The sequence below is a fragment of the Longimicrobium sp. genome (assembly GCF_036387355.1).
Classification (GTDB): Bacteria; Gemmatimonadota; Gemmatimonadetes; order Longimicrobiales; family Longimicrobiaceae; genus Longimicrobium.
This window is the reverse complement of the sequence record NZ_DASVTX010000307.1, coordinates 1-2,993: the sequence shown is the minus strand read 5'-3', so window position 1 is coordinate 2,993 and position 2,993 is coordinate 1. Positions and strand designations below refer to the sequence as shown.

The following is a 2,993-nucleotide window of genomic DNA, read 5'->3' as shown; positions in this document are numbered from 1 at the left end:
CCACCCCGATGTCGCCGCGGTGCTGCCGCACCACGATGCGGCGCACGATGTCCAGCCCCAGCCCGGACCCCTCGCCCACGTCCTTGGTGGTAAAGAACGGGTCCCAGATGCGCTCCTGGAGGTCGTCTGGAATCCCCGGCCCGTCGTCGCGGATCTCCACGACCGCGTCCTCGCCGCGCAGCACGGTGCGCAGGGTGATGTGCCCGCCGGGGGCGATGGCGTCCAGCGCGTTGTCCAGCAGGTTGGTCCACACCTGGTTCAGCTCGCCCGCGTTGGCCCAGAGCAGCGGGATGGCCGTGTCGAAATCCCGGTCGATGCGGGCGCTCTTTTCGCCGATCTTGAAGGAAAGCATGGTCAGCGTGCTTTCCAGCCCCTCGTGCAGGTCCGTCTCGGCGCGGGTGCTGGTCTCGTCCATGTGCGAGTAGCTCTTGACCGAGGCGACGAGGACGGAGATGCGCGTGGCCGCGTCTTCCATCTCGCGCAGCAGCAGCTCCGCGTCCAGCCCGCCGCCCAGCCACGCCACGGCGCCCGGAATGGCCTCGCGGGGCAGCGACGCGGCCAGCTCGTCCAGCTCCTCCGTGTCCAGCCCCATCCGCACGAACGTTTCGGCCAGGGTCCACGCCTCGGGCACGCGGCGCTCCTCCAGCCAGGCGCCCACTGCTTCTTCGCGCTCGCTGGCCTCCAGCGGGGAAGGGCGGGCGCCGCGCTCCGCGGCCGTCTTGCGCCGCTGCAGCGCGGCCAGCGAGGCGAACTGCACGGGCGACAGGTTGCACCCGGCCAGGTCCACCGTGCGCTGCGGCAGCACGCGCAGCCGCTCGCGCAGGTGCGCCGTGCCGCGCCGCAGCGCCGCGGCGGGGTTGTTCATCTCATGCGCCAGCCCGGCGGAAAGGCGGCCGAGGGACATCAGCTTGTCGCGCTGCTGCTCGGCGCGCGTCGTTTCGCGCACGCGGTCCGTCAGCGCGCCGATCAGCCGCGGCTCCAGCTCGGGGATGCGCCGCAGCATCTCCGGAAACGACGAGCGCGGCACCGCGGCGATGCGGGTGCGCTGCAGGGCGCGGATGGTCCCCGTGAAGTGCGTCATCCGGCTGAAGGGGAGCACGCCGGTAACCTCGCCGGCCACGCCCACGAAGATGCGGGAATCCGCCACCCCCTCCTGCCGGTACTGGATCTCGCCCTCCAGCAGAATGGTCATCCACTCCGCCGGCTCGCCCTGCACGGCCAGCGCCTGCCCCGGGGCGTACACCCGCTCCATGCTGATGGAGGCCAGGTACTCGTAGTCCGCGTCTTCCAGCCCCTGCAGCAGGGGAATGGCGCGCAGTTCGTCTGCCGCGATCACAGTTCCGCCAGGTAGCGGTGGATGAACTGCACGGCGATGGCGCCCTCGCCCACGCCCGAGGCCACACGCTTGACGGAATTGGCGCGCACGTCGCCCGCCACGAAGATTCCGGGGATGCTGGATTCCAGCAGGAACGGGTCGCGCTCCAGCGGCCAGCCCACGAGCCGCCCGCGGTCGTCCTTGGGCAGCTCCGGCCCGGTGACGATGTAGCCGTAGCGGTCGCGCGTCACCACGCCCTCCAGCCAGTCCGTCCGCGGCGCCGCGCCGATGAAGATGAAGAGCCCCGCCGCCTCCACCTGCTCGCACTCCCCCGTGTCGTTGTGGCGCAGCGTAAGGCGCTCCAGGTGATCCGTCCCCACCACCTCCTGCACCTCGGTATAGGGGAGGACGCGGATGGTGGGCGTTTCGCCGATCTGGTCAATCAGGTAGCGGCTCATGGTCGCCGCCAGCCCTTCGCCGCGGACCAGGATGCTCACCTGCCGCGCGTACTGGCTGAAGTACATGGCGGCCTGCCCGGCGGAGTTGCCGCCGCCGACCACGTACACGTCCTGGCCGCGGTACGCCGCGGCTTCCGTGGCGGCCGCGCCGTAGTAGACGCCGCGCCCGCTCAGGTCGTCGCAGCCGGGAACGTCCAGCTTGCGGTAGCTCACCCCCGTGGCGATGAGCAGCGCGTGGCACGAGATCTCGCTGCCGTCGGCCAGCACCAGCTGCCGGTACGGGCCTTCGATGCGGACGGAGGCCACGCTCTGCGGCGTCAGGATCTCCGCGCCGAACTTGCGCGCCTGCGTTACCGCGCGCCGGGTGAGGTCCGCGCCGCTGAGGCCGGCGGGAAAGCCCAGGTAGTTCTCAATGCGCGAGCTCTGCCCCGCCTGCCCGCCGGGGGCCTCGCGCTCCAGCATCACCGTGCGCAGCCCCTCGCTGGCGCCGTACACCGCGGCGGCGAGCCCCGCCGGCCCCGCGCCCACGATGGCAAGCTCGTAGAACGGCTTTTCCGCGCGGGTGCGCAGCCCCACCGCGGCCGCCAGCGCGCCGACCTCCGGCTGCTCCAGCACCCGGCCGTCTTCCAGCACCACGGCGGGAAGCCCGGTTTCCGCCGTCAGCCCGGCCTCGGCGAGCGACTTTTCGGGGTCTTCCTGCGCCTCCAGGTCCGTCCAGCGGTACGGCACCTGGTTGCGGGCCAGAAAGTCGCGCAGCGCGTGCGCCTCCGGGCTCCACCGGTGGCCCACCACGCGCAGCCCCTGGAACGGGGGGCGGTACCCCGCCTGCCAGTCCTGCAGCAGGTCGTCCAGCACGGGGTACAGCGTTTCTTCCGGCGGATCCCAGGGCTTGAGCAGGTAGTAGTCGATGTGCGCGCGGTTGATGGCGCGGATGGCGGCTTCGGTGTCGGCGTACGCGGTCAGGAGGGCGCGCTTGGCGTCCGGGTACAGCTGCACCGCCTCTTCCAGGAATTCCACGCCGGTCATACGCGGCATCCGCTGGTCCACCAGGAACAGGGCCAGCGGCTCGTTCTTGCGCTTCAGCTCGCGGATGGCGTCCAGGGCAACGGCGCCCGCGTCCGCGCGCACGATGCGGTAGCGGTCTCCGTAGCGCTTGCGCAGGTCGCGCGAGACGGCCTGCAGCACCTCGGGGTCATCGTCCACCGCGAGCATCACCGGTT

At 71.6% G+C, this 2,993-nt stretch carries 2 protein-coding genes; both read right to left on the bottom strand.

All coding sequences use genetic code 11. The features are described 5' to 3' along the window. A partial coding sequence (locus VF665_RS13295; protein WP_331053913.1) for a sensor histidine kinase occupies nt 1-1,336 on the bottom strand: 1,336 nt, incomplete at its 3' end. Then, nucleotides 1,333-2,993, bottom strand: a 1,661-nt coding sequence (locus VF665_RS13290) for an FAD-dependent oxidoreductase (RefSeq protein ID WP_331053912.1), incomplete at its 5' end; no start/stop codon positions are given. The genes VF665_RS13295 and VF665_RS13290, both read right to left, overlap by 4 nt.